At 71.6% G+C, this 24,548-nt stretch carries 24 protein-coding genes; 12 read left to right on the forward strand and 12 right to left on the reverse strand.

Translation table 11 applies throughout. From position 1 onward, the window contains the following. The first annotated feature begins 105 nt into the window (after positions 1-105). Positions 106-600: a nuclear transport factor 2 family protein gene (locus OG746_RS06965; RefSeq protein WP_266712562.1), complete on the forward strand. Its 495-nt coding sequence runs from the start codon at positions 106-108 to the stop codon at positions 598-600. 15 nt (positions 601-615) lie between these two features. On the opposite strand, the gene OG746_RS06970 is transcribed toward OG746_RS06965, so the two are convergent. Next, positions 616-1,632, reverse strand: coding sequence for a zinc-binding dehydrogenase (locus tag OG746_RS06970; protein ID WP_266712563.1), 1,017 nt, complete (start codon positions 1,630-1,632; stop codon positions 616-618). Positions 1,633-1,703: 71 nt separating this feature from the next. Next, complete coding sequence (locus tag OG746_RS06975; protein ID WP_266712564.1) at positions 1,704-2,903, reverse strand: NAD(P)-binding protein; 1,200 nt, start codon at positions 2,901-2,903, stop codon at positions 1,704-1,706. A gap of 231 nt (positions 2,904-3,134) precedes the next feature. Here OG746_RS06975 and OG746_RS06980 point away from each other — a divergent pair, with 231 nt between their 5' ends. Further along, positions 3,135-3,869: a pentapeptide repeat-containing protein gene (locus tag OG746_RS06980; RefSeq protein WP_266712565.1), complete on the forward strand. Its 735-nt coding sequence runs from the start codon at positions 3,135-3,137 to the stop codon at positions 3,867-3,869. Positions 3,870-3,893: 24 nt separating this feature from the next. Here the strand turns inward: OG746_RS06980 and OG746_RS06985 are convergent, their stop codons facing one another. From OG746_RS06985 to OG746_RS06995, 3 genes are all read right to left on the reverse strand, one after another. Beyond that, positions 3,894-4,394 (reverse strand): hypothetical protein, encoded by a 501-nt coding sequence (locus OG746_RS06985; RefSeq protein ID WP_266712566.1) that lies wholly within the window; start codon positions 4,392-4,394, stop codon positions 3,894-3,896. Positions 4,395-4,448: 54 nt separating this feature from the next. After that, positions 4,449-5,096 (reverse strand): response regulator, encoded by a 648-nt coding sequence (locus OG746_RS06990; RefSeq protein ID WP_266712567.1) that lies wholly within the window; start codon positions 5,094-5,096, stop codon positions 4,449-4,451. Between the two features lie 132 nt (positions 5,097-5,228). Next, positions 5,229-6,371 carry a sensor histidine kinase gene (locus OG746_RS06995; RefSeq protein ID WP_266718753.1) on the reverse strand — a complete coding sequence of 381 codons (1,143 nt, stop codon included), beginning with the start codon at positions 6,369-6,371 and terminating at the stop codon, positions 5,229-5,231. 330 nt (positions 6,372-6,701) lie between these two features. Here OG746_RS06995 and OG746_RS07000 point away from each other — a divergent pair, with 330 nt between their 5' ends. The 4 genes from OG746_RS07000 to OG746_RS07015 all read left to right on the forward strand — a co-directional run bounded on the left by OG746_RS07000 (position 6,702) and on the right by OG746_RS07015 (position 10,627). Then, positions 6,702-7,271: a GlcG/HbpS family heme-binding protein gene (locus OG746_RS07000; protein WP_266712568.1), complete on the forward strand. Its 570-nt coding sequence runs from the start codon at positions 6,702-6,704 to the stop codon at positions 7,269-7,271. Positions 7,272-7,398: 127 nt separating this feature from the next. Then, positions 7,399-8,001, forward strand: coding sequence for an ankyrin repeat domain-containing protein (locus tag OG746_RS07005; RefSeq protein ID WP_266712569.1), 603 nt, complete (start codon positions 7,399-7,401; stop codon positions 7,999-8,001). Beyond that, positions 7,998-9,131, forward strand: a complete 1,134-nt coding sequence (locus tag OG746_RS07010) for a YncE family protein (RefSeq protein WP_266712570.1) — start codon at positions 7,998-8,000, stop codon at positions 9,129-9,131. The genes OG746_RS07005 and OG746_RS07010 overlap by 4 nt, the downstream gene beginning before the upstream one ends. Before the next feature lie 62 nt (positions 9,132-9,193). Beyond that, on the forward strand, positions 9,194-10,627 hold the full coding sequence (locus OG746_RS07015; RefSeq protein ID WP_266712571.1) for a M1 family metallopeptidase: 1,434 nt from the start codon (positions 9,194-9,196) through the stop codon (positions 10,625-10,627). Here OG746_RS07015 and OG746_RS07020 read toward each other — a convergent pair. After that, complete coding sequence (locus OG746_RS07020) at positions 10,620-12,263, reverse strand: M4 family metallopeptidase (RefSeq protein ID WP_524540381.1); 1,644 nt, start codon at positions 12,261-12,263, stop codon at positions 10,620-10,622. The two genes, OG746_RS07015 and OG746_RS07020, sit on opposite strands and share 8 nt — an antisense overlap. A 217-nt stretch (positions 12,264-12,480) precedes the next feature. Next, positions 12,481-13,056 (reverse strand): TerD family protein, encoded by a 576-nt coding sequence (locus OG746_RS07025; RefSeq protein ID WP_266712572.1) that lies wholly within the window; start codon positions 13,054-13,056, stop codon positions 12,481-12,483. Positions 13,057-13,257: 201 nt separating this feature from the next. Here OG746_RS07025 and arfB point away from each other — a divergent pair, with 201 nt between their 5' ends. After that, positions 13,258-13,683, forward strand: coding sequence for an alternative ribosome rescue aminoacyl-tRNA hydrolase ArfB (gene arfB, locus OG746_RS07030; protein WP_266712573.1), 426 nt, complete (start codon positions 13,258-13,260; stop codon positions 13,681-13,683). Positions 13,684-13,772: 89 nt separating this feature from the next. Here arfB and OG746_RS07035 read toward each other — a convergent pair whose 3' ends face one another. Next, the gene (locus OG746_RS07035) at positions 13,773-14,360 is read right to left on the reverse strand and encodes a flavin reductase family protein (RefSeq protein WP_266712574.1); all 588 of its coding nucleotides are present in this window, start codon (positions 14,358-14,360) and stop codon (positions 13,773-13,775) included. 304 nt (positions 14,361-14,664) lie between these two features. Between OG746_RS07035 and cdgB the strand changes: the two genes are divergently transcribed. Together cdgB and OG746_RS07045 are read left to right on the forward strand one after the other, a co-directional pair. Then, entirely contained in the window at positions 14,665-16,350 is a 1,686-nt protein-coding gene (gene cdgB / locus OG746_RS07040; RefSeq protein ID WP_266712575.1) for a diguanylate cyclase CdgB, read from the forward strand. A 111-nt stretch (positions 16,351-16,461) separates the two neighbouring features. Further along, complete coding sequence (locus OG746_RS07045; RefSeq protein WP_266712576.1) at positions 16,462-17,394, forward strand: carbohydrate-binding protein; 933 nt, start codon at positions 16,462-16,464, stop codon at positions 17,392-17,394. A gap of 37 nt (positions 17,395-17,431) precedes the next feature. Here OG746_RS07045 and OG746_RS07050 read toward each other — a convergent pair whose 3' ends face one another. The 3 genes from OG746_RS07050 to OG746_RS07060 form a co-directional block, all read right to left on the reverse strand. Continuing rightward, entirely contained in the window at positions 17,432-18,361 is a 930-nt protein-coding gene (locus OG746_RS07050; RefSeq protein ID WP_266712577.1) for a 1-phosphofructokinase family hexose kinase, read from the reverse strand. 104 nt (positions 18,362-18,465) lie between these two features. Next, complete coding sequence (gene nagA / locus OG746_RS07055) at positions 18,466-19,602, reverse strand: N-acetylglucosamine-6-phosphate deacetylase (protein WP_266712578.1); 1,137 nt, start codon at positions 19,600-19,602, stop codon at positions 18,466-18,468. Next, positions 19,602-20,570, reverse strand: a complete 969-nt coding sequence (locus OG746_RS07060; RefSeq protein WP_266712579.1) for an ROK family protein — start codon at positions 20,568-20,570, stop codon at positions 19,602-19,604. The genes nagA and OG746_RS07060 overlap by 1 nt, the downstream gene beginning before the upstream one ends. A gap of 140 nt (positions 20,571-20,710) precedes the next feature. Here OG746_RS07060 and OG746_RS07065 point away from each other — a divergent pair, with 140 nt between their 5' ends. The 3 genes from OG746_RS07065 to otsB all read left to right on the forward strand — a co-directional run bounded on the left by OG746_RS07065 (position 20,711) and on the right by otsB (position 23,121). Continuing rightward, complete coding sequence (locus OG746_RS07065; protein ID WP_266712580.1) at positions 20,711-21,979, forward strand: ABC transporter substrate-binding protein; 1,269 nt, start codon at positions 20,711-20,713, stop codon at positions 21,977-21,979. Positions 21,980-21,989: 10 nt separating this feature from the next. Then, positions 21,990-22,217 carry a DUF3263 domain-containing protein gene (locus tag OG746_RS07070; protein WP_266712581.1) on the forward strand — a complete coding sequence of 76 codons (228 nt, stop codon included), beginning with the start codon at positions 21,990-21,992 and terminating at the stop codon, positions 22,215-22,217. 73 nt (positions 22,218-22,290) lie between these two features. Continuing rightward, on the forward strand, positions 22,291-23,121 hold the full coding sequence (gene otsB / locus OG746_RS07075; protein ID WP_266712582.1) for a trehalose-phosphatase: 831 nt from the start codon (positions 22,291-22,293) through the stop codon (positions 23,119-23,121). Here otsB and OG746_RS07080 read toward each other — a convergent pair. Then, on the reverse strand, positions 23,098-24,483 hold the full coding sequence (locus OG746_RS07080) for an alpha,alpha-trehalose-phosphate synthase (UDP-forming) (RefSeq protein WP_266712583.1): 1,386 nt from the start codon (positions 24,481-24,483) through the stop codon (positions 23,098-23,100). The two genes, otsB and OG746_RS07080, sit on opposite strands and share 24 nt — an antisense overlap. Between the last annotated feature and the right edge of the window lie 65 nt (positions 24,484-24,548).

Genomic DNA, 24,548 nt, shown 5'->3' on the forward strand with positions numbered 1-24,548 from the left:
CCGTGGGCGTCCGTTGACAACCGGAGTGCCCAGTCCGTAACGTCGGGAACGTAAGGGGAGTGAGGACTCCGATTCTAGGTTCCGCCTTACCGAAGGGGTACACCCATGTCCGGTTCTTCCGCAGCCGCACCCCGTTCCACCGCATCCCGTTCCGACGCACCTCGTTCCGTCGCCGATTCGCTCCGTGCGCTCATCGGCATGGTCGGGAGCGGCGACTTCGCCCCGATCCGCGAGATCTACGCCGACGACGTCGTGGTCACCCATGCCTTCGGTGTCGGCGAGCACACGCGCTGGGAGGGGCTCGACGAACTCGCCGAGCACTTCGACCGCGCGCCCCTCGACCGGTTCTCGCGCACCGTGCGCGACCTGAAGGTGTGGAGCACCGACGACCCCGAGGTGGCGATCGCCGAATACACCATCGAGGGGCACGTCCACGCCACCGGCCGCACCTTCGCGCACCCCAACGTGATCGTCGCCCGTGGCCGCCGCTCCGACGGCAGGCTCGTCGAGACGCACGACTATCACCACCACGGCATGTTCGCCGCGTTCTTCGGGATCCTGCCTGAGTACGTCAAGGAGTTGGAGGCGGCCGCGGTCTGAGGGGGCGCGCGCCGGTCACGGCTCCAGGACCACCTTGCCCGCCGTGCCGCGTGTCTCCAGGGCGTGGTGTGCGGCCGCTGCTTCCTTGAGGGGGAAGCGGTGGACGGCGGGGGTGAGGATGCCGCGGGCCGCGTGGTCGAGGGCGGCGAGTTCGAGGGTGCGCATGGGGTTGTCGCCGCCGGCCTTGCGCATCATCGGGGGGCCGAGGACCTGTTCCTGGGTGAGGCCGCGACGCGCGAGTTCGGCGTCGTCGAGGAGGTGGGGGCCCTCGTCGGAGCCGATGCCCTGGGCGGACCAGCCGAAGATGAGGTGGTGGCCGCCGGGGCCGAGGAGGTCGAGGGCGCGGGCGGTCGTCGGGCCGCCGACTCCGTCGAAGAGGACGGTGGCGGCGGGGAGGCCTTGACCGGCGAGGAACTCGCGTGCTTTGTCCGGCCAGTTGGGGTCGTTGTAGTCGAGGGCGAGGTCGGCGCTGTTCGCCTCGACCGCCGCCGTCTTCGCCGGGCCGCCCGCCAGGCCGATCACGGTGCCGCCCGCGTGCTTCACGTACTGCACGAGGAGTGTGCCGATGCCGCCCGCGGCCGCGGGGACGAGGGCGACCGTGTCGGGGGTGACGGTGGTGAAGTTCAGGATGCCGAGCGCCGTGCGGCCCGTGCCGATCATGGCGACGGCGCCCGCCGGGTCCAGGGCCGCCGGGAGTTCGTGGAGGCGGTCCGCGTCCGTGACGGCGAGCTCGGCGTAGCCGCCGGGGACCATGCCGAGGTGGGCGACGACCTTCTTGCCGAGCCAGGCGGGGTCGGTGTCCGGGCCGAGCGACTCGACGGTGCCGGCGACCTCGCGGCCGGGGATCGTGGGCAGCTCGGGGAGGGCGGGCAGCGGTCCCTGTACGCCGGAGCGGAACGCGGTGTCGATCAGGTGCACGCCCGCGGCCTCGACCGCGATCCGCACCTGTCCGGGGCCCGGCTCGGGGTCCTCGACCTTTTCGTACGTGAGGTTCTCTGCGGGGCCGAAGGCGTGCAGGCGGATGGCGTGCATGGCAGCTCCTGGTGGGCAGTGTGCGATGCCGCCCCGACCTGTACGAGCGGCCTGCGCGCCAGTCTTCGACCTCAAGCTCGGTTGAGGTCAAGGCCGCGGGTGAGGGCGGGCCGCCGCAGCGCCAGCGTCGTCGCCTCGATGGCGCTGGTGAAGGAGACCTCGGAGAGCACGCCGGGCGCCGCCACCATGTCGCCCGCCAGATAGACGCCCTCGCCGCGGTCGATCGCGGGGCGGTCGCGCCACGTCGTGCCGGGGCGGTCGAGGGCTCCTGTGCGCCCCTGGGCGAGGGCGTCGCGGCGCCAGGTCGTGCGCTCGCGCCAGCCGGGGAACGCGAGGTCGAGCAGGCCGTCGGCGCGTACGGAACCGTCCGCCTTGGACTCGTCGGGCGCGATCGGGACCTGGCCCTGGATCAGGCTCTCGCCGTGCGGGGCGAGGGACTTGTCCTGTGCGGTGAACCGTTCGAGCCAGGCCGGGAAGTCGAGGCCCGACACCGCGAAGGCGTCGCCGCGGCGGGTACGGACGGCCAGGTCGATCAGCGTCGTACGGCCGCTGTCCCAGGTCAGGGATGGGTCCTGGAGGAGCCTGCGGGCGGCGTCGAGCGAGGTCGCGACGACGACGGGGGTGTCGGTGGGCACGGTGTCGATCCGGCTCAGGGTCTCCATGCGCACGCCGAGGTTCCACGCGCGGGACGCCATCCGGTCGATGACCGAGGACCAGCCGCCGACCGGGTACTGGGCCTCGGGCGGCACCTTGGCGGTGCGGCGCAGGCGCTCCTGGACGAAACGGGCCGAGAGCGATCCGGGGGCGTGGTGGAACAGGGCGACGGCGGTGTAGTTGGCGGCGGCGCGGGCGGCGTCCGGGCCCGCGACGCGGGTGGCCCAGGCGGTGAAGTCCTCGTCCACGGGGGCGCGTTCGGGCCGGTGGCGCAGGAGGCGGAGCAGGGCGGCGGGCGGGGTGCGGCGCAGCGCGCCGTCGCGGTGGAAGCGCAGCCGGGCGCCCTCCAGCGGCGGGATCGGGGCGAGCGGTCCGAGCAGCTCGCGCTGCCGCAGCCAGGTCCAGTGCGGGCCGCCGTTGTAGAGGGCGTGCGGGCCTTCGTGGGTGAGGTAGGTGCCCTCGGCGGTGCGGGCCCGGCCGCCGAGGGTGTGGTGCGCTTCGTGCAGGGTGACGCGCGCGCCCGCCTCCGCCGCGGTGATCGCGGCGGTCAGCCCGGCGAGGCCGCCGCCGATGACGGTGAGGGTGGGGGTGGGGCGAGTGGGGTGCGTGGGGCGCATGTGCGGCTCCTGGCTGTGGGATCGGTTCCGGACGGAGGCGTGATCGGTGCTGCACGGCTGCCGTGCGGCTGGGTGATCGGTTTCGTATGGGTGGCTGCGTGCGTGACCCGTCGTGCGAAGGGCCTTCGCGGATACGACGTGTGGGGTGGGCGCGGATGTGACATCGCGCTGTTTGTGCAGGTCACTTGGGGGTGGGCCGGGATTGTCAGTGGCGGCGGGCAGCATGGGGTCATGAGCGACAGGCATGGTGGTGCGGGCCGGGCTGCGGGACAGGCCTCGGCGAAGACTCCGGCGAAGGCTTCGGCGAGGGCTTCGGCAAAGGTGAAGAAGGCGCGGCGGCCCCAGGTGCGGCTGCCTCCGTTGGCGCCGTGGGAGGGGCGCGGCCTCGAACCCGACGGGGACTACGACGGGGTGGAGTTCCGGGACGTCGACTTCGCCGGGCACGAGGGGATCGGGGCGCGGTTCATGGACTGCGCGCTGGCGGCGTGCGCGCTCGACGAGGCGGGTCTCGCGCGGGCCAGATTCATCGACTCCGTGCTGACTGACGTACGGGGCGTGGGCACGGACCTGGCGGAGGCGACGCTGCGGGACGTGGAGGTGGTCGACGCCCGGCTCGGCGGGGTGCAGCTGCACGGGGCGGCCCTGGAGCGGGTGGTGATCAGGGGCGGGAAGATCGACTACCTGAACCTGCGGAAGGCGCGCCTCAAGGACGTCGTGTTCGACGGATGCGTGCTCGTGGAGCCGGACTTCGGGGGTGCGCGCCTCGAGCGGGTGGAGTTCGCGGGCTGCGTGCTGAAGGGCGCCGACTTCTCGGCGGCGACCCTGACGGACGTCGACCTGCGGGACGCGGCGGAGCTGGGGATCGCGCGGGGCGTGGACAGACTGGGCGGCGCGGTGATCTCACCGGCCCAACTCATGGATCTGGCCGGGGTGTTCGCGGCGGAGCTGGGGGTGCGGGTGGAGTAGGGCCGTCTTCCGGCGTTGCCGTGGCTACGGGAGCCGGGGGAAGCGGGCCTGGAGGTCCCACAGGGCCGGGTTGTCGGCCAGGTCCTCGTGCATGTCCGTGAGGTCGGCGAGCAGGTCGTGCAGGAAGTCCCGGGCCTCGCGGCGCAGTTCGGAGTGGGAGAAGGTCAGCGGGGGCTCCTCGGTCGGCATCCAGTCGGCCTCGACGTCGACCCAGCCGAAGCGGCGCTCGAAGAGCATGCAGTCGCTGGACTCCGTGAAGTCCAGCTCGGCGTGCTGGGGAGTGGCGGAGCGGCTGCCGCGCGGGTCCCGGTCCAGCTGCTCGACGATGTCGCACAGCGCCCACGCGAAGTCGAGCACCGGCACCCATCCCCAGGCTGTGGACAGCTCCCGGTCGGCCTTGGTGTCGGCCAGGTACACGTCACCGCTGAACAGGTCGTGGCGCAGCGCGCGGACGTCCGCGCGCCGGTAGTCCGTCTGCGGCGGGTCCGGGAAGCGGCGGGAGAGGGCGTAACCGATGTCGAGCACGTACGTGATGGTGTCACGGGCGGGGGAGCGGGGCCGCACCGGAGCGGCGGCAGGTCACGGCAGCAGGCGCTGCTCCTTCGCGACCGAGACGGCGCCGGCCCGGGTGTCCACGCCGAGCTTGTCGTAGATCCGGCCCAGGTGGGTCTTGACCGTGGCCTCGCTGATGAAGAGGGCCTTGGCGATCTCCCGGTTGCCGAGGCCGTGCGCCAGCTGGGCGAGGATGTCGCGCTCGCGGTCGGTGAGGGTGGGCCGCGGCTTGCGCATATTGGCCATGACGCGGCTGGCCACCGGGGCGGACAGCGCGGTGCGGCCCTCCGCGGCCGCGTGGATCGCCGCGAACAGCTCCTCGGGCCGCTCCGCCTTGAGCAGATAGCCCGTCGCGCCCGCCTCGATGGCGCGGGTGATGTCGGCGTCGGTGTCGTACGTGGTCAGAACGAGGACGTGGGGGCGGTGCCCGGTGGCCGGGTCGTCCGGGGCGGTGGTGAGGCGGCGGGTCGTCTCCACGCCGTCCATGCCCTCGCCCAGTTGCAGGTCCATGAGGACGACGTCGGGCCGGAGCTTCGCGGCGAGCGCGATCGCCTCCTCCCCGGTACCGGCCTCCCCGACGACCTCGATCCCCGCCGCACTGTCGAGCAACGCCAACAACCCGGCACGAACGACGACGTGGTCGTCACAGAGGAGGATGCGGATGGGCTGGGTCATGGGGTGAGCTCCGGTTCGAGTCGGTCGGGCCTCTGCGGCGGGTGGGCAATTAAAGCCCCGCTCTGGGACGAGAGCCGGCGGGGTCCGGGGCAGAGCCCCGTGACGTCGGCCCCGTTGCCCGCGACAGAACTCCTACGGCCCCCGTGGCGACAACGGAATCGCGGCGGAGACCACCGCTCCCTCCCCTGGCGCGGACTCGAGCGACAACGTCCCACCCAGCTGCCGCACCCGCGCCCGGATCGCCGGAAGCCCGTGTCCCCGCACGCCGGAGGCCCCCGCGGGAAGCGCGGCCGGATCGAACCCCCGCCCGTCGTCGGCGACGTCCAGCACGACCTGGTCGTCGAGCAACGTCAGCGTGAGCGCCGCGCTCCGGGCCCCGGAGTGCTCCCGTACGTTGGCCAGCGCGCCCTGCGCGATCCGCAGCAGCGCCGACTGCACCCGGTCGGGCAGCCGGTCCGCGCGCCCGTCGTCGTCGACGCGGACCTGGACGGTGAGCCGGTCGCCGGACTCCCGCGCGGCCACGGCCCGCAACGCCTCCGTCAGACCACGGGCCAGGTCGGCGGGGGCCAGATCGTGCACGAAGCGGCGCGCCTCGGTGAGGTTGTGCTCGGCGATCGACGCGGCCGTGCCGACATGGGCGCGGGCCTTGCCGGGGTCGGCCTCCCACACCCGCTGCGCCGCCTGCAACAGCATCTGCTGGCTGGACAGGCCCTGCGCGAGGGTGTCGTGGATCTCCATGGAGAGCCGCTGGCGCTCGGCGAGCGTGCCCTCGCGGCGTTCGGACGCGGCCAGTTCGCGGCGGGTGCGGATCAGGTCGTCGATGAGGTCCCGCTGGCGCGCGGCCTGCCGTTTCATCTGCAGGAACACGGCGGTGGCGATCACCACGACGGCCGGCGGTCCGAGCACCAGGTCCGGGTCCCAGCGGCCGGCGAGCCGCAGTTGGGCGAGGATGACGAGCACCGCCAGGAGCCCCACCAGGACGAGCGCGGGGCGGGTCGGCAACGTACGCAGGCCCGTGTAGAAGAGCGGCACCGCGCACCACGCGAAGCTCGGCGCGAGCACCACGAGCACCACCCACACCACGACCACCAGCGTCAGCCACACCCGTTGCCCCGCCGTGGCCCGCTCCGCGAGACCCCGCACGAGCCCGGCCCCGTACAGCAGGGCCACGACCACGGAGAGCGCGATGATCCACGGGGTGCGCGTGCCGTGCGGGTGGCGCAGCAGGAAGCGGGCCAGGGCCACGGCGAGCAGCAGGAAGAACGCGGCGTGCATGACCGTGGTGAGGCGGCGGATGTCCGCGTCGTAGGCCTCGTCGGCGCGTGCGGCCCGGTTCCATGGCACGGTTCCTGCGCCTCCTTCACGGCGTCGACCTGGGCAAACAATCCCATTGTCACCGGGTTGTACGCCCCTGGGGTCAACCGATCGGATGACCCCGATGTCGACCGCCCGGCGCGCCGCCTCCAGCCGGTCCGTCGACGGGTGAGGGGCGGTTCCGGACCCAGGATTGAAGGCAGAGCGGGACGGCAGGAACGGCAAACGGCCTCCCGATCGAACTCTCCTCCCTCTACTCGCACCCTCCCCCTTCACCCAGGAGTCGTTCCCATGCAGCACGCCAAGAAGATCTCGAAGCGCACCCGCGTCGTCACCGGCACCACCCTCGCCGCGGCCATCGCTCTCGGCGGGTTCGGCGCGTACTCGGCGAGCGCCGCGGACGCGGAGCCGGCCGCGAAGGCCGCCGCCGCCAAGCCCGCTGCCGCGAAGGCCGGCAACACCTTCGAGTCCAAGCACCTCACCGTGGGCGCCGCGACCGACGCCGCGGAGGCCGTCCTGAAGGCCGCGAAGAAGGAGAACCAGAAGGTCTCCGTCGCCGTCGTCGACCGCAACGGCAACACGATCGTCGAGCTGCGTGGTGACGGTGCGGGGCCGCAGTCGCCGGAGTCCGCCGTGAAGAAGGCGTACACCGCGGTGTCCTGGAACGCGCCCACGTCCGAGCTGACGAAGCGGCTCGAGCAGACGCCGAACCTGAAGGACATCCCCGGCACGTTGTTCCTCGCGGGCGGGGCGCCGGTTGTCTCCGACGGTGGGCCCATCGCGGGGATCGGTGTCGCGGGTGCGCCCTCGGGGGACCAGGATGAGAAGTTCGCCCAGGCGGGGGTCGCGACGCTTAAGTAGGACGTGGATGCCGTCTCGGGGCCGTGACACCGGCAACGGTGTTGCGGCCTCGGGGCTCTGCCCCGGACCCCGCGAGTCTCGTCCCAAAGCGGGGCTTGAAATGCTCACCCGGATGTGGAGTCGCACCATGCAGCACACCGAGAACAACCGAACGCTCCTCGTCGCCGCCGCTCAGGGCGACGCCGACGCCGTCCGGGCCGCGCTCGCGGCGGGCGCCGATGTCGAGGCCCGCGACGCGCACCGTCGTACGCCCCTCCTCCTGGCCTCCCTCAACGATCACGTCGCCGCCGCGGAGGCACTCGTCGCGGCCGGGGCCGACGCGAACGCCCAGGACGACCGGGACGACAGCGCGTGGCTCGCCACCGGTGTCACCGGCTCCGTGGAGATGATGCGCGCCCTGCTGCCCGCCCGCCCCGACCTGAAGGTCACCAACCGGTTCGGCGGCATCTCCGTCATCCCGGCCTCCGAACGCGGCCACGTCGACTACGTGCGCGCCGTGCTCCGCGAGACCGACATCGACGTCGACCACGTCAACCGGCTTGGGTGGACCGCCCTGTTGGAGGCCGTGATCCTCGGCGACGGCGGCCGTGCGCACCAGGAGATCGTCGAGCTGCTCATCACGGCGGGCGCGAGCCCCGACCTGCCCGACGGCGACGGCACGACTCCCCTCGAGCACGCCGAGCGCCGCGGCTTCACCGAGATCGCCGGCCTGTTGCGGGCCGTACGGTGAGGCGCGCGGTCCTCGCGGCGATCGCCGTCGCGGTCCTCGCGACCGGGTGCGGCGCGACGCAGGACGACACCGACTCCTCAGCGGATAAGGCGAGTTCCCCCGCCAAGAAGGCTCCCGAGAACCCCGATGGCGCCGAGACAGCCAAGACCCCCGACGGCACCCTCCTCGTCGCCGACTTCGGCTCCGACACCGTCTCCTTCGTCGACCCGGCCCCCGGCAAGGGCGTCTTCGACTCGGTGAAGGTCGGCCACGCCCCGTACGGGCTCGTCGTCGGTGACGACGGTCGGGCCTGGGTCGCCACCGCCGAGGGCGTCGCCGTCGTCGACACGGACAGCCGTGAGCGCGAGGCCCTCATCCCGTACGAGACCGAAGGCCTCGGCCCGGTCACCGACGGCGAGTACCGCGGCGGCGGCATGGGCATCGCGCTCGCGCCCGACGGCGAGCACGCGTACGTGGGGGTCAACATCCCTGACGGGAACGGGGCGTTGGAGACCATCGACACCAGGACCGAGAAGGTCACCGACACCGCCTCCGTCGGACGGCGGCCCTTCGACGTCGATGTGTCGCGCGACGGGCGCCAGGTGTACGCCACCGATCACGACTCCTTCGACGTCACCGTCCTCGACACCCGCGGCGGCGACACCCGCCGCATCGAGGTCGCCCCGTACGGCACCGAAGGCGGCCTCGGCTCGTGGCTGAAGCCGCACTACGCCGCCGTCCGGCCCTCCGACGGCAAGCTGCTCCTCCCCTTCGAGGGCGAGAAGCTCGTCGTGGTCGACCCGGACACCGGCCGCTCGACCGTCGAGCGGATGACCGCCAACACGCACCAGCACGGCGTCACGATCACTCCCGACGGGACGCTCCTCGCCGTCGGCACGGGGCCCATCGACCCGTCCGAGGACGAGGGGCCCTCGCTCACCATTCGGACGCCCGGCGGCAAGGAGAAGGTCGTGCCGCTCGACGGGCCGCACGAGGACGTCGCCGTCTCCGACGACGGCAGGACCGCGTACGTCACCGGCGGCTTCACCCGCGACGGCTACTGGAACGGCGTCACTGTCGTCGACATCGACAGCGGCGACACCCGCCGACTGGCCGCGGGGGAAAGGCCGTTGGGGATCGCCGTCCTGTAGGCGCCGCGGCGGTAAATCGGCGCGGCGCCCGTACCGGGGCAATGGGGTCATAAGATCACCGCGTGCGCCGCCGACTCAGATTCCGACCCCGACCCCGACTCCGACTCCCCGCCGCCCTCCTCAGCGTCCTCGCCGCCGTCGCCACCGTCGCCGCGTGCGACGGCGGCGTCCACGGCACCCCCGGCGCCTCGGGCCTGCGCGACCCCTACTTCCCCAAGCTCGGGAACGGCGGCTACGACGTCGGCCACTACGCCCTCGATCTCGACTACGACCCGGACACCCACCACCTGTCCGGCACCGCCGAGATCACCGCGACGGCGGGCAAGGCGCTCAGCGCGTTCAACCTGGACCTCAGGGGCCTGACGGTGCGGGAGGTCACCGTCGACGGCGAGAAGGCCGTGGCCAGCCGCGCCGGGCGCGAGGTGACCGTGCGGCCGCACGACGAGCTCCCGAAGGGGCACACCTTCCGCACCACCGTCCGCTACGACGGCGAACCCGTCACGATCACCGACCCGGACGGCACGGGCGAGGGCTGGCTGCGCACCGCCGACGGCGCGCTCGGCCTCGGCGAACCGACCGGCTCCATGGCCTGGTTCCCCGGCAACCACCATCCATCGGACAAGGCGACGTACGACATCCGGATCACGGTCCCCGTCGGCGTACAGGCGGTGTCCAACGGGGAGTTGAGGAGCGCGAAGCGGTCGTCCGACGGTCGGCGCACCGCCTACGACTGGCGGATGCGGCAGCCGATGGCGAGCTATCTGGCGACCGTGGCCATCGGAAGGTTCGAGACGGAGCGGGGGCGCACGCCCGGCGGGATTCCCGTGTACACCGCCGTCGACCCGGACGAGGCGAAGGCGAGCGCGAAGGTCCTCGCCCGGCTGCCGGAGGTCGTCGACTGGGAGGCGGAGCGGTTCGGCGCGTACCCGTTCTCGTCCACCGGCGCGATCGTCGACCGGGCCGGGGACGTGGGCTACGCCCTGGAGACCCAGACCCGGCCCGTCTTCCCCGGCGCCCCCGATGTCGGCCTGCTCGTCCACGAGTTGGCGCACCAGTGGTACGGCGACTCGGTCACCCCGAAGTCGTGGCGCGACATGTGGCTGAACGAGGGCTTCGCGACGTACGCGGAGTGGCTGTGGGACGAGGAGCACGGCGGGGACACGGCGCGGCAGGCCTTCGAGGCGATCGCGAAGCGGCCCGCGAGCGACGGTGTCTGGGCCTTCCCGCCCGCGGAGCCGCCGAATGCCGCGCACCTCTCGGAATCCCCGGTCTACGAGCGCGGCGCGATGGTGCTGCAACAGATCCGCAGGACGATCGGTGACGCCAACTTCTTTGCCCTGCTGAAGAGTTGGCCGACGGACCACAAGTACAAGAACGCCGACACGGACGACTTCACGGCCTACGTGGAGCGCAAGAACCCCGGCAAGGGCGAGGCCCTTGCCGGGGTCTGGGAGACCTGGCTGTACGGGAACGGCAAGCCGGAGTCGGCTAGTTGACGTTCACGGCCTTCCAGGCGGCGGCGACCGCGGTGGCCTCCGCGCCGCTCGCGCCGTACAGGTCACCGGCCGCCTTGATGGTGGCCGCGCGCGCCGCCGCGTAGTCGGTCGTGGACGTCATGTACGTGGAGAGCGCCTTGTACCAGATCTGCACGGCCTTGTCCCGGCCGATGCCGGTGACGGTAGAGCCGTCGGACGTGGGCGAGTCGTAGTCGACCCCGTTGATCGTCTTCTTTCCGCTGCCCTCGCTGAGCAGGTAGAAGAAGTGGTTGGCGACGCCCGACGAGTAGTGCACGTCGAGGCCGCCCGTGGAGCTCGACCAGGAGTCGGCGGACTTGCCGTCCTTGCTCGGCTTGTCCATGTAGCGCAGCGGGCTGCCGTCACCGTTGATGTCGATCTTCTCGCCGATGAGGTAGTCGCCGACGTCCGTGGAGTTGTTCGCGTAGAACTCCACCGCCGTGCCGAAGATGTCGGACGTCGCCTCGTTGAGGCCGCCGGACTCCTTGCTGTAGTTGAGGTTCGCCGTGGCGGCGGTCAGGCCGTGGCTCATCTCGTGCGCGGCGACGTCGAGCGCGGTGAGCGGGTTCTTGTTGTCGATGCCGTCGCCGTACGTCATGCAGAAGCAGCTGTCGTCCCAGAACGCGTTGACGTACGCGTTGCCGTAGTGGACGCGGGAGTACGCGGCCTTGCCGTCGCCCGCGATGCCACTGCGGTTCAGGGACTCCTTGTAGAAGTCCCAGGTCTCGGCGGCCCCGTAGGCGGCGTCGACGGCGGCGGTCTGCCGGTCCGCGGCGGTGCCGTCGCCCCACTTGTCGTCGGCGTCGTGGAAGAGGGTGCCGGTGCCCGACGTGCCGCCCTTCAGGTCGTACGTCTTGTGGCCGCCGCGCTCGCCGTCGACGAGGTCGTAGCCGCCGGACGCGGCGGTGGAGCCGACGGTGACGGAGCCGCTGTACTCGCTGGCGCCCGTGCCGTTCTCGATGGCCTGGTACTTGTAGAGCACCTTGCCGCTGTCGGCGTCGGTGATGACGTGCAACTCGCTTGGTGTGCCGTCGTGTTGGGTGCCTTTGACGACGGTCTCGTACGCGAGGGTGGGCGCCTTGCTCGCGTCGGCGGCCCAGACGACCTTGTGCGCGGAGCCGGCGGTGGCGCCCTTGACCGAGTTCCCGGCGGCGGACTTCGCGGACTTCTTCGCGGCGGCGGTTCCGGTGGCGGCGTCCGTGGACGCCACGGTTATGGAGCCCTTGCGCGCCTTGGTGGTGCCCTTGAGGTCGCCACCCTTCGCGGTGTGCACGACGAGGTCGCCGCCGAGGACGGGCAGCCCGTCGAAGGTGCGCTCGTAGCGGGTGTGGGTGGTGCCGTCGGCGTCCTTGACGACGTCGCGGGCCACCAGCTTCTCGCCGTCTGCGAGCTTCAACTGGCGTTCGGTTGTGGGGGTTTCGGCCTGCGCGTCCTTCAGGGCGGTCGCCCGTTGCGAGGCGCTGAGGGGGAGCGCCGTTGCGCCTGCCGCACGATCGGTGGCGGCGTTGGCCGAGGTGCCTGCCTGTACGCCGACGACCACCATGGCGGCGGACGCGACGAGGGCGGCGAAGCGGGGAGCTGTAGAGCGGATTCTCACTCGGACTCCTTCAGTACCCATGTGGGGTGGGGTATGTGGGGGGTTCGGAGGGAGAGTGGCACCTGCGATCAGCTCGATGGCAGATACCTGTCAAAACTTTGCCGGTTCGTGTCCGAATGGCGCGGGTGATTGTCCGTTAATCGATGGGTGGTGGCCGATTCGGACCCGCAGGGAACAGCACTGAGCCCCGACCCATGCATGGGTCGGGGCTCAGTGGCGGCTACCGCTCAGCGGTGGCTCAGACGTTCACGCCGAAGTCCTGCGCGATGCCGACGAGGCCCGAGGCGTAGCCCTGGCCCACGGCGCGGAACTTCCACTCGGCGCCATTGCGGTACAGCTCGCCGAAGACCATCGCGGTCTCGGTCGCGGCGTCCTCGGAGAGGTCGTAGCGGGCGATCTCCGTGCCGCCGGCCTGGTTCACAATGCGGATGTACGCGTTGCGGACCTGGCCGAAGTTCTGGGTGCGGGTCTCGGCGTCGTAGATCGAGACCGGGAAAACGATCTTGTCGACGTCGGCGGGCAGCGCCTGGAGGTTGACGTTGATCGCCTCGTCGTCGCCCGCGCCCTCGCCGGAGCGGTTGTCGCCGGTGTGGACGATCGACTGGTCCGGCGTCTGCTTGTTGTTGAAGAAGACGAAGTGACCGTCCGAGTAGACCTTGCCCTCGGGGTTGACCGCGATGGCCGACGCGTCGAGGTCGAAGTCGGTACCCGTGGTGGTGCGGACGTCCCAGCCGAGGCCCACGGTGACAGCGGTCAGGCCCGGAGCCTCCTTGGTGAGCGAGACGTTGCCACCCTTGGACAGGCTTACAGCCATGGTTCGGGAGTCCTTCCCTCGTTAAATACGGACGTACATGGTTGTACGTGTGCAGCCGAAGCTACTCGTACCCCTAGCAACGCCGTGAGGGGTGGGGAAGGTTCCAGGTCTCTTTACTTTCTTTACCCGGGCGTCGCGGGAGGTCCGCGGGGCCGGGAAATACGGGTGACGCGGACCGTACGGACGCGCGACCATGGACGCATGTCCGGTCCTTATCCCATCCGCGGTTCGGTCGTCCTCCCGGAGGCCGAGCTCCTTTGGCGTTTCTCGCGGTCGTCCGGGCCGGGCGGGCAGCACGTGAACACGTCCGACTCGGCGGCGGAGGTGCGCTTCGACCTCGCGGCCACGGAGGCGCTGCCGCGCGTGTGGAAGGAGCGGGCCCTGGAGCGGCTCGCTCCGCGGCTCGTGGGTGGCGTGATCTCCGTACGTGCTTCGGAGCATCGGTCGCAGTGGCGCAACCGGGAGGTGGCCGTGGTGCGGCTCGCGGCGCTCTTGGCGGAGGCCACCGCGCCGCCGCCGAAGCCGAGGCGGCCCACGCGGGTGTCGCGCGGCGTCAACGAACGCCGCCTCCGCCAGAAGAAGGCCCGCTCCGACACGAAACGCGGCCGCTCGGGTCGGGACTGGTAGGCCACTTGAGCCCCGAGGCACTCGCCGGGTAGCCGGGGCTGGGCTTGGGGCTCTGCCCCATACCCCGCTGCTCAATCGCCGCAGGGGCTTTATTTGCCCAGGTTCCGGTAGCGCCCCCGGAAGTACATCAGCGGCCCGCCCTCCGCGCTCGGCAGCGACGCGCTCAGCACCCGGCCGATGACCAGCGTGTGGTCGCCCGCCACGACCGTGTTCTCCGTGCGGCACTCCAGCGTCGCCAACGCCCCACCCACCAGCGGAGCCCCCGTGTGCTCGCCGCGTACGTAAGGGATGTCCTGGAACAGGAGGCGGTCGCTGAGGCGGCCCTTCATGGCGAAGCGGCCCGCGATGTGGCTCTGGGATTCGGACAGGACCGAGACCGCCCACAGGGGCTGGTCGTCCAGGAGGTCGTCCATCCGGGAGCTGTTGCGCAGCGACACCATCACCAGGGGCGGGTCGAGGGAGACGGACATGAAGGCCGTCGCCGTCATGCCCGAGTCCTCGCCGGGCGGCCCGTCGGGCGTGAGCGGCGGCTCGTAGGCGGTCAGGAGGACGACGCCTGCGGCCAGGCGGGACAGGGCGGCACGGAACTCGTCGTTGCTCACCCCCTCAGCATGCCCGGAGGGGGCCGTGGCGGCCGTGGGGGAGGGGACCGAAGTGGCAGGGGACGTCTTCAACACGCCTTTAACGCTAGCCCCGGCGTCACGCGCCCCGCATCGGGCCGATGGCCGAGGCCGGTCCTAGGACCATGGGCGCGGTTCGTGTTCAGGAAACATACAGAACCCACCCGGTGAGGTGCCCCAACCCTTCATCTCCTGCTGTGACTTGAGTCACAGGAGCCATAATTTGTTGACCCTGTGTACCGGGTGCACAGCTCGCTGTGATTCAGTGGCGGTGACACTGCTGATGAACGTGCCGCTGCACGTGCGAAGCGAACCGATCCGAATTCTGGAGTGCTGTCGAGGTCTCGGGGAGAAACTGAGCATGGAGACCGAGTCGGAGCCGTACGTCCGTCTTGCGACCCTGCGTCAGCTGCACCAGGTGATGGCGGACATGAACACGGCCCGCAGTCTCGCCGACACCCTGCAGACCGTCGCGGACGGGGTCGTGAACGGGCTCGGCTACGAACTGGCGTGCGTCAATCTCGTCCGTCCCGACGGTGATCTGGTCGTCGCCGCCTTCGCGGGAAACTCCGCGGCCGAGGCCCTGATCACCGGACGCGTGGGCTCCCGCGCCGGCTGGGACCGCCGCCTCGCCATGGGTGAGCAGTGGGGCGAGCTGCGCTTCATACCGCACACCGAGGGCTGGGTCCTCGACGAGGACGACGTGCCGCAGTGGTTCACCGCCGGACCGCCGCCCCGCTTCGAGGACGAGTGGCACCCCGCCGACCGGCTCTTCGCCCCCATGTACGCGACGGGCTCCTCCGGCGGCGAACTCGTCGGCGTGATCTCCGTCGACCGCCCGCGCGGCGGCCGCATCCCCGGCGCCTGGGGCCGCGAGGCCCTGCAGATGTACGCCTTCCAGGCCGCCATCGCGATCAGCAACGCACGCCTTCGGTCCAACATGCAGCGCGCCCTGGTCCGCCTGGAGCGCGAGCAGCAGGCGCTGCGGGCCAGTGAGGAAAGCTTCCGCCAGGCCTTCGAGTACGCGCCCTCCGGGATGGCGATCGCCGAGATGGGCGGCGACCAGCACGGCCGGATCCTGCGGACGAACGACGCGCTGTGCCGTCTCCTCGGCCGCCCGGCATCGGCCATGCGCCGCTACTCGTTCTCCGACCTCGTGCACCCCGAGGACATCGGCACCCTGCTGCGCACCTCCGCCGAGGGCGGCCGCGCCGAGCTGCGCCTCGCCCGCCGCGACGGCACATACGTCTGGGTGTCCCTGCGCAACTCGGTGGTCGCCGACGCCGCCGACGGGCCGCGCTTCCTGCTCACCCACGTCGAGGACATCGAGGAGCGCAAGCGCCGAGAGCTGCACCTCGCCCACCGCGCCTCGCACGACTCGCTCACCGGCCTGCCGAACTCGGCGGAGCTGCGCGCCCGCCTCTCCGCCCGCCTCTGCCGTCGCCCGTACGAGCCCGGGCCCAGCGCCATCGACTCCCTCGACGCGGCCTACGGCGACCACCGCGGCGCCGACGCGAGCGGGATCGGCTTCGACTTCGGGGCGCCCGTCCCGCACCAGTCGAACCTGTACGAGGGGTTCGACGGCTTCGACCACCATGTGCACGTCGCCGCGCCCGAGCCCGACGCGGCCTCCGGCGCCGACAACGGCACGAAGGGCCTCGCCGTCCTCTTCTGCGACCTCGACGGCTTCAAGTCGATCAACGACAGGTTCGGGCACAACGCGGGCGACGCCGTCCTCATCGAGGTCGCCCGCCGGCTGACCAGCGTCGTACGGGACGGGGACACGGTCGCCCGGCTCGGCGGTGACGAGTTCGTGGTGCTCGCCGACGGGCTCGGTCGCGAGGACGCCCAGGACCTCGCCGTCAGGTTGCGGAACGCCATCATTCCGCCGATTCGGGTAGACGGCAGGGCGGTGCGGGTAGGGGCCAGTTTCGGTATCGGCTGGGCCCACTGCGGTATGACGGCAGAGGAAGTGCTGCAATCCGCTGACCAGCGCATGTACGTAGAGAAAAGATCACGTAGTAAGCAGCACAGGCGGGCCGGATAGCCCCTACATTGGGCGCGGTTCCGCAATCCCGGTGAGGCCTGGGCCACGCCGTGGGGTCGCTCGTAGCGGGTACCCTCGCCGAGGTAAGCAACGTGTAGGGAGTGATCTGGGATGGCGCCCGGCAACAACAGCGGGAGCACCACGCCCGAGGACGACGATCCGTTCGGCTATCTGTACGCCGACGGGCAGGCGGCCGGGGCGACCCCGCCCGAGGGCGCGGGCGGTGGCTACGGCTACCCGAACCCGCGGTCCTCCTACCGGGCCAATCAGATCCGTACGGTCGGTGAGCGCCAGTACGGGCAGACCCAGCCGACCCAGTCGTACCAGCAGCCGAACGCGCACTACCAGGCTCCCGAGACGATGCCCGGCGGCGGCGTTCCCAGCCAGCCGGGCCCGCCGACGGCGCCGATGCGCGGTGGCGGCCGGGGTGGCGGCCCCAACACCAAGGCGCTCCTGATCGGCGCGGTCGCCGTGGTCGCGGCCGTCGTCATCGGCATCGGCGTCGCCATGCTCAGCAACGACTCGGGCGACGAGGGCAGCGAGGCCGGCAACAAGGGGTCCGGCGGCTCGCAGTCGGTACAGCCGAGCGAGAAGCCGTCGAAGTCGGCGTCCGCCAAGCCGGTCGACCTGCCGAAGACCGACGCGAAGACCCTGAAGCTGGCCGGCGGCACCGCCACAGCGTCCGACGTGCAGGGCGCGAAGGCCGACGGCGGGGTGTACGTCGCCGGGTTCAACAAGGTGGGCGCGAGCCTGACCTGGACCGTCAACGACATCCCGAAGGACGGCGCGTACAAGCTGTACGTCGACTACGGGGTGCCCGGCAAGGACTCCGACGCCACGATCGACGTGAACGGCACGAAGCAGTCCCGCCCGCTGAACATGAAGAACTTCGCAGGCGCCAAGGAAGGCGACTGGGAGAAGGGCTGGACGAACACGTGGGCCATCGTCCAGCTCACCAAGGGGACCAACGCGATCACGGTCTCCTGTGACCAGGGCAACAAGTGCGACGCCAACTTCGACCGGATGTGGCTCACCCAGAGCTGAGTCGATCGCCGCAGGGGCTTGAGCGAGCTTGACGGAGTCAGGCCGCCCCGACGTGTTCGGCGACCGTGACCCGGCCCACCAGGTCCTCGTACGTCGCCGTGTCGAATTCGCCCGCCACGGGTGACACCACCGTCGCAGCGGACAGTGCCACCGCGCGGGCCAGGCGCTGGGGCCACGGCAAGTGGTCGACGTGGCCGGAGAGCAGGCCCGCGACCGCCGAGTCGCCGGCGCCCGTGGGGTTGCCGCGGAGGCGGCCGGGGGCCGGGGCGCGCCACTCGCCGTCCGCCGTGAGGGCGCACAGGCCGTCCGCCCCGAGCGAGGCGACCACCGCGTGCGCCCCGCGCCGCCGCGCGCCCTTCATGGCCTGCAACGGCTCGTGGGAGCCGGTGAGTTCGGCCAGCTCGTCCGCGTTCGGCTTCACCAGGTCGGGGCGCGCCGCGACGCCGCGGCGCAGCGGTTCGCCGCTGGTGTCGAGGAGTACGGGCACCGAGGCGGCCCGCGCGGCCCGTACGAGCGTCGCGTAGGCGCCGACCGGGACGCCCGGCGGCAGGCTGCCGCACAGGGCCACCGCGGAGGCGGAGCGCAGCAGATCCGCGTACGCCTCCTGGAAGGCCGTCCACTCGGCGGGCGTGATGGTCGGACCCGGCTCGTTGAGCTGTGTCGTGTCGCCGGTCGACGCGTCGGCGACGGCGATCGTGCGGCGGGTCGCGCCGGAGACGGGCACCAGCGCGTCCGCGACGCCCGGCGTGCCGAGCAGCTGCTCCTGGAGCGTGCGGCCCGTCGCGCCGCCCACGAATCCCGTCACGGCCACCTCGTGACCGAGCGCGGCGAGCACCCGCGCCACGTTCAGACCCTTGCCGCCGGGCCGCTCGGTGACCTCGGTGACGCGGTGCGTGGCGTGCGGCCGCAGGGACCGCACCCCGTACGTGATGTCGAGCGCGGTGTTCAGCGTGACCGTGAGGATCACAGGACCCCACCCCCCTTACGTACTTTCAGTAACGGGGCCTGATCATGCCAAAGTCAAGGCGGTTGGCCCAGACCTCGGGTCAACCGCCTTGTACGAGCCGTAAGTTACGGACGGATCAGCCACTCGCCCTTGCGCAGCACGCCCTTGACCTCGAACTCCGCGTCCAGGACCACGAGATCGGCGTCCTTGCCGGGCTCCAGCGAGCCCACCTTGTCGTACATGCCAAGGAGTTGGGCCGGGTTCGCGGAGATGGCCCGGACGACGTCCTCGACGGGCAGTTTGTCGATCGTCACGGCACGCTTGAACGCCCGGTCGAGGGTCAGCGTCGAGCCCGCGATGGAGCCGCCCTCCACGAGCCGCGCCACGCTGTCCTTCACCTCGACCTCCAGCGGGCCGAGCATGTAGCGCCCGTCGCCGAACCCGGCGGCGTCCATCGCGTCGGTGATGAACGCGACCTTCTCCGCGCCCTTGTGATGGAACGCCAGCTCCAGGGCGGCCGGGTGCAGATGCGTGCCGTCGTTGATCAGCTCGACGGTGATCCGGTCGTCCTCCAGGAGCGCCGCGATCGGCCCCGGGTCGCGGTGGCCGAGGGGCGGCATCGCGTTGAACAGGTGCGTGGCGACCGTGGCGCCCGCGTCGATGGCCGCGGCCGTCTGCTCGTACGACGCGTCGGTGTGCCCGATCGCGGCGATCACGCCGTGCTCGGCGAGGAGGCGCACGGAGTCGATGCCGCCGGGCAGTTCGGTGGCGAGAGTGACCATCTTGGCCTGGCCGCGGGCGGCGTCGATCAGCTTGCGGACCTCGGCCGGGTCGGGGTCGCGCAGCAGCGTCTCGTCGTGGGCGCCCTTGCGGCACGGCGAGATGAACGGGCCCTCGAAGTGGATGCCCGCGATCTCGCCGTGCTCGGCCAGCTCGGAGAGCAGCCCCGCGCGCTGCACGAGGAAGTCCATGTCGCCGGTGACGAAGGACGCGACGATCGTGGTCGTGCCGTGCTGCTGGTGCGTGCGCACCCCCGTGAGGATCTCGTCGATCGCGCCGGAGGTGAAGGACGCGCCGCCGCCGCCGTGGTTGTGCATGTCGACGAAGCCGGGCACCACCCAGTGGCCTGTCAGGTCGACGGTCTCGGCGCCGTCGGGGGCAGCCCCGGCGATCTTCGTGCCGTCGACGATGACGCGTCCGTCGGTGACGGTCCCGGTGGGCAGAACCACCTTGGCGCCGGCGAGCACCTTTGCTGTGGCCATCAGGCGGTTACCTCCGAGGATCCAGTGGCTGCGGTGTGTTGGGGCTTTTGGCGGTCGAGCAGGTCCCAGGCGAGCAGGCCCGCGCCCAGGCATCCGGCGCTGTCCCCGAGGACGGCCGGGACGATCGTGGGGAGCGCCTGGAAGGTGACGCGCTCCCCGACGGCCGCACGCAGGGGTGTGAACAAGGTTTCCCCGGCCTCGGCGAGCCCGCCACCGATGATGAGCGTGCGGGGGTCCAGCAGAGTGAGCGCGAGCACCAGTCCGTCGGCGAGCGCGGCCACCGCGTCCTGCCAGACCTGGACCGCCTTCGGGTCGCCCGCGTCGACGGCCTTCGCGCAGTCCGCCGCGGTCGCCTTCTCGTCGCCGCTCGCCTCCTGCCAGGCCAGGGTGACCGCGGACGCGGAGGCGTACCGCTCCAGGCAGCCGCGCTGACCGCAGCCGCAGGCCACACCGCCGGGGCGGACGACCACATGGCCGATCTCGCCGGCGGAGCCGTGCGCGCCGGGCTCGATGCGCCCGTCGATGCCGATGGCGCCGGCTATCCCGGTCCCCAGCGGCATGAAGAGGAACCGGTCGGCGTCCTTGCCGGCCCCGAGCCGCCCCTCGCCGAGCCCGCCGGTGCGCACGTCGTGGCCGAGCGCCACGGGGATGCCGCCGAGCCGCTCGCTGAGCAGGGCCCGCATGGGGACGTCGCGCCAGCCGAGGTTGGCCGCGAAGAGGGCGATGCCGTCCTTCTCGTCCACGACGCCGGGCACCGCGACCCCGGCGGCGCTCGCGGGCTCGCCGAGGTGCCGCTCGCCGTACGCGCGCAGTTCGGCGGCGAAGTCGAGGATCGACTCCACGACCGCGTCGGCGCCGCGCTCGCGCTGGGTCGCCCGGCGCGCCTGGTGCAGCAGATTGCCGTCGGCCCCGACCAGGGCGGCCTTCATCCCGGTGCCGCCCACGTCCAGGGCGATGACATGTTTCACGGGGGACAGTCTCGCGCGTCCACCCTTGAGAGGTCTAGTCCAGTCCCCCCTCGTTTCCGCTCCGACACCCATGTGGTGTAGACCTTCCGTGGGACCATGGGACAGGCCTGTGGCACGAGGGACAAAGTTGGAGTGCGGCAGTGCGCAAGGGGAGGACGGCTCTGACCGTGGCGGCCGCGCTCGGGGTGGTGGCCGCGTCGTCGCTGCTCACCGCCTGTGGGAGCGGTGACTCCGACGCCGTCACGCTGAAGCTGGTCGCGGCCGACTACGGCGACTCCGAGGCCAACGGCTCCCAGAAGTACTGGGACGACGTCGCCGCCGGCTTCGAGAAGCAGCACCCGGGCATCAAGGTCGACGTCGACGTCTACTCCTGGGACGTCGTCGACAAGAAGGTCAAGGACATGGTCGCCGCGGGCCACGCGCCCGACATGGCGCAGATCGGCGCGTACGCCGACTACGCCGCGGCGGACAAGCTGTACTCCGTCGACAAGCTGCTCTCCGTGCCGGTCCAGGCCGATTTCGTCGGCCAGATGAGCCAGGCGGGCGAGATCAAGGGCGCGCAGTACGGCATGCCGTTCGCCGCCTCCACGCGCCGCCTCTTCTACAACAAGAAGCTCTTCACGCAGGCCGGCATCACGCCGCCGAAGACCTGGGCCGACCTCGTGTCCGACGCCAAGGCGCTCAAGGCGCGGGGCGTGCGCTACCCCTTCGCGCTGCCGCTCGGCACGGAAGAGGCGCAGGCCGAGACGCTGATCTGGATGCTCAGCAACGGCGGCGGCTACACCGACAACGTCGGCAGCTACGCCCTCGACGACAAGAAGAACGTCGAGGCCCTGTCCTGGCTCAAGAACAACCTGGTCACCAAGGGCCTCACCGGCCCGACCGCCCCCGGCGAGCTCAACCGCACGCCCGCCTTCCAGGCCTTCGCCAAGGGCCAGGTCGGCATGTTGTCCGGCCACCCCACGCTGATGAACATGGCCAAGGCGAAGGGCGTCGACTACGGCGACGTGGCGATCCCGGGACCCGACGGCACGCCCAGGTCCACGATGGGCGTCACCGACTGGATGATGGCGTTCAAGCAGGGCGGCCACCCCAAGGAGACCGGGGCGTTCCTCGACTACGCGTACAACAAGAAGAACGTCCTCGACTTCTCCCGCAAGTACACCGTCGCGCCGGTCACGGTCTCCGCGTCGAACGCGATGACGTCCTCGGCCAAGGACAAGGCCCTGCGCCCGTTCATCGACGAGCTGGCGGGCGCCACGTACTACCCGGCCAACAAGACGTCCTGGCCCGAGGTCAGCGCCGAGATCAAGAAGCAGATCGGCTCCACGGTTACGCCGCAGGGCAGCGCGGCGGGCACCCTCGGCGCGATCCAGAACGACGCGGCGGCCGCGGAATCCGCGGAGTAGCGTGACGGGCATGGGTCCTCTCGGCGAGCGCGAACGCGCGGTGCTCACGTTCGAGGGCCGTGGCTGGTCCTCGCCGGGCGCCAAGGAGCGGGCGATCCGTGAGGAACTGGACCTGGCGCCGGTCCGCTACTTCCAACTCCTGAACGCGCTCCTGGACGACCCCAGGGCCCTGGAGTTCGCTCCGGTGGCGGTGAACAGGTTGCGGCGGGTGCGAGAGGCGCGGCGCGGCGAGCGCTAGCCCCGGGGCTCTGCCCCGGACCCCGCTGCTCAATCGCCGCAGGGGCTTGAGTGATACGGCTATCGTCAACGGCATGGCCAGCCATGAGCACGCCCCCCGGACAACCGCCGGCCGCGACGGCCTGGACGCCATCCTTGCCCACCCGCACCGCGCGGTGATCGCCATCGACTTCGACGGCACCCTCGCCCCCATCGTCCCGGACCCCGACCAGGCCCGCGCCCACCCCGACGTGGTCCCCGCCCTCGCCGCCCTCGCCCCGAAGGTCGCCGCGATCGCGGTCGTCACGGGCCGCCCGGCGAGCGTCGCGGTCCGCCACGGAGGCTTCTCCGGCGTCCCCGGTCTCGAACACCTCGTCGTCCTCGGGCACTACGGCGCCGAACGCTGGGACGCCGTCACCGGCACGGTCAGCGCCCCCGCCCCGCACCCCGGCGTGGCCACCGTCCGGGCCGAACTCCCCGGCGTACTGGCCGAGTCGAACCTCTGGCACGACACGTACATCGAGGAGAAGGGCCGCGCCGTCGCGATCCACACGCGCCGCGCAAAGGACCCGCAGGCCGCCTTCGACACCCTCCGCGAACCCCTGGCGGAACTCGCCGCCCGGCACGGCCTGATCGTGGAGCCGGGCCGCATGGTCCTGGAGCTGCGCCCGCCGGGCGTCGACAAGGGCGTGGCGCTCACCGAGTACGTACGGGAGGTGGGCGCCGAGTCCGTCCTCTACGCGGGCGACGACCTCGGCGACCTCCCGGCCTTCGCGGCAGTGGAGAAACTGCGCTCCGACGGGGTGCCGGGGCTCTTGGTGGCGGCGGACACGGTGGTGACCGAACTCGCCGACAGGGCCGACCTGTTGGTGGAGGGCCCCGGGGAGTTGGCCGCCTTCTTCTCAGGCCTCGCGCAGCGCCTCTAGCTGGTCCAGGAACCACTGTCCCGGCGGCAGCGCCGTCGCCGCCTCCGCGAGTCGCTTCGTGCGTTCCTCGCGCTCGTCCTGTGGCATGGCGAGCGCCTCCGCGAGGGCCCGTGAAGTCCCGGTCACGTCATAGGGGTTGACGGTCAGGGCGTCCTCGGCCAGCTCCTCGTACGCCCCCGCCTCCCGCGAGAGCACCAGCACGCACCCGTCGTCGGAGACGACCGGCACCTCCTTGGCGACCAGGTTCATCCCGTCCCTGATCGGGTTCACGAGGGCCACGTCGGCGAGCCGGTACGCGGCCAGCGAGCGCGCGAAGTCGTCCTTCACGTGGAGCACGACCGGCGTCCAACCCTCCGTACCGAAGCGGGAGTTGATGGCCTCGGCGACCCGCGCCACCTCGGCCGTGTAGTCCCGGTACACGGCCAGGTCCTGCCGCGACGGGTAGGCGAACGCAACGTGCACGACCCGCTCCCGCCATTCGGGCCGGTCCTCAAGCAGCAGCTCGTACGCCTGGAGCCCGCGCACGATGTTCTTCGACAGCTCCGTGCGGTCCACCCGCACGACGACCTTGCGGCCCTCGCCCACCTGCGCGCGCAGCGTCGCGAGCCGCTCCTCCACGTCGTCCCTGTGCGCCCGCTCGCGCAGGAAGTCCGCGTCCGCGCCGAGCCCGTGCACCCCGATCCGGGTCCCGGACGTACCGCCGACGAGATGCGTACAGCAGTTGGTGAAGGCGTCCGCCCAGCGCCGGGTCAGGAACGCACAGCGGTCGGCACCGAGCATGCCCCTGAGCACCCGCTCGGCGATGTCGTCGGGCAGCATCCGGAAGTAGTCGACGGGCGCCCAGGGCGTGTGCGAGAAGTGCCCGATCCGCAGGTCGCCGCGGAGCTCGCGGAGCATCCCCGGAACCAGCGTCAGGTGATAGTCCTGCACGACCACGGTCGCGCCCGGCGCCGCGTCCTCGGCGAGCGCCTCGGCGAAGGCCCGGTTGTACGCCTCGTAGGACGCCCACTGCCTGCGGAACTCGGGTCCGAAGGCGGGCTCCAGGGGCGTCTGGTACAGCATGTGGTGCACGAACCACAGCACCGAGTTCGCGACCCCGTTGTACGCGTCCGTGTGCACCTCGGCGTCGATGTCGAGCATCCGCACTCCCGGCTCGGCGACCCCGCGCCGCACCGCCTCCCGGTCGCCCTCGCTCAGCGCCGAGCACACCCACAGTTTGTTCTCGACGGCGCTCAGCGCCGACACCAGACCGCCCCCGCCGCGCTTCGCCTCGATTCCTCCCGCGTCGTCGAGGACGTACGAGACCGGGCCGCGGTTGGACGCGACGAGAACCTCAGCAGCACCATGCGTCGTGGAACTCATAGGGGCACGCTAGCCCGGCCCGGAAACGTTCAAACGTAAGGCCGGGCCCCGTCGGGGGCCCGGCC

Origin of the sequence: Streptomyces sp. NBC_01016, assembly GCF_026341035.1 — a bacterium.
In the GTDB taxonomy this organism is placed as follows: domain Bacteria; phylum Actinomycetota; class Actinomycetes; order Streptomycetales; family Streptomycetaceae; genus Streptomyces.